Consider the following 1,464-nt stretch of genomic DNA (forward strand, 5'->3'; position numbering starts at 1 on the left):
CGCCAGCACCAGCCGCGGACGTCGCGAGGCTGCCGGGAGCATCACGCGCTGGATCCACGGCGGAGTCGCGCTGAGAGCGTCATTGCGACTCGTGACCGGAAGCTTTATGCGAAAGTCCGAGCACGCCTAAAAAATCCGGTGACAGGCATGTTCGAAGCCAAGGCCTTTTCTCCTTTTGAAAGTCTCGCGGCCAAACTCACTCCCTACGCCACGGAGGGCGATGACGGGTCGCATGACCTTGCCCATATCCTGCGCGTGTTCCGCAATGCGATGCGGATACACGCAACAGAGGGCGGAAACGGTCGGATCCTAGCCGCCGCCGTTCTGCTCCATGACTGCGTCGCGGTCGAAAAGAGCTCACCTTTGCGCTCCAAAGCTTCGGCACTCGCCGCAGAGAAGGCATCCGGCATCCTGAAGAAACTGGGCTGGGCGACAGATGAGATCGCGGCCGTTGCGCATGCGATCACCACCCACAGTTTTTCTGCCAATATCACGCCAGAAACCCTGGAAGCGCGAATATTGCAAGACGCCGACCGCCTCGACGCAATCGGCATGGTGGGCGCGGCGCGCTGTTTTTATATCGGCGGCCGCATGGCGTCGGGCCTTTATGATCCCTTCGATCCGGCTGCCGAACGTCGCCCCCTCGACGATCGGCGCTTTGCCATTGACCATTTTCAGACAAAGCTGTTCAAACTTGCCGACGGATTTCAGACGGTGGCGGGTCGCGCCCTTGCCGCCGAACGCGACAAGCGTCTGCGCGACTTCCTCACGGCATTCATGGACGAGATTTAGGAGAACGAAATGCGCGTAAGCGATCTTTTTATCTATCCGCTCAAGAGCGCCCGCGCCATCGCCTTGCCTTTTTCGGCGGTAGACTCCTTCGGCCTTCCCGGCGATCGGCGCGCGATGGTGACGGATCCTGACGGTCATTTCATCACGCAACGCGAATTGCCGGCACTCGCGCGGATCGAAATCCAGCCCGAGACGGAGGCTTTCCGGCTGGTGATGACGGGGAAGCCGGATATCGCCGTCCCGCCGCCGCAGCCGGACCGCCGCACGGATGTCGTCGTCTGGAAATCCCTGGTGAATGCCGCAGTCGCCGACGACGAAAGCAATGCTCGGCTTTCCGAATGGCTCGGACGGGACGTGAAGCTGGTCTTCTTCGATAACCAGGCGCAGCGCATCGCCAACCCCGAATGGGCAGGCGCTGAGACCCCCATGACGTTCGCGGACGGCTATCAGATCCTGGTGACGACGACCGGCTCGCTGAAAGCGCTCAACGCCAACCTCGCCTTGCATGCAGAGGGCAGCGTCGGCATGGAGCGCTTCCGGCCAAACATTGTTATCGATACGGACGAAGCCTGGCTGGAGGACCGCTGGGCGGCAATCGAGATCGGCGGCATCCGTTTCGATCTCGTGAAACCCTGCGCACGCTGCAGCCTGGCAACCCAGGGCCAAATGACG

At 61.5% G+C, this 1,464-nt stretch carries 2 protein-coding genes; both read left to right on the forward strand.

Annotation, left to right across the window (positions count from 1 at the left end; genetic code table 11):
- Positions 1–147: 147 nt before the first annotated feature.
- Positions 148–792, forward strand: coding sequence for an HD domain-containing protein (locus tag C9413_RS32055; RefSeq protein ID WP_039844419.1), 645 nt, complete (start codon positions 148–150; stop codon positions 790–792).
- A gap of 9 nt (positions 793–801) precedes the next feature.
- Positions 802–1,464: MOSC N-terminal beta barrel domain-containing protein (locus tag C9413_RS32060; RefSeq protein WP_170251550.1), on the forward strand; the 663-nt coding region annotated here is incomplete at its 3' end.

Source organism: Rhizobium sp. SEMIA 4085, from assembly GCF_013004495.1.
Classification (GTDB): Bacteria; Pseudomonadota; Alphaproteobacteria; order Rhizobiales; family Rhizobiaceae; genus Rhizobium; species Rhizobium gallicum.

Coding starts and splice junctions, on each gene's coding strand:
- C9413_RS32055 (WP_039844419.1), top strand. CDS start 148: ATGTTCGAAGCCAAGGCCTTTTCTCCTTTTGAAAGTCTCGCGGCCAAA.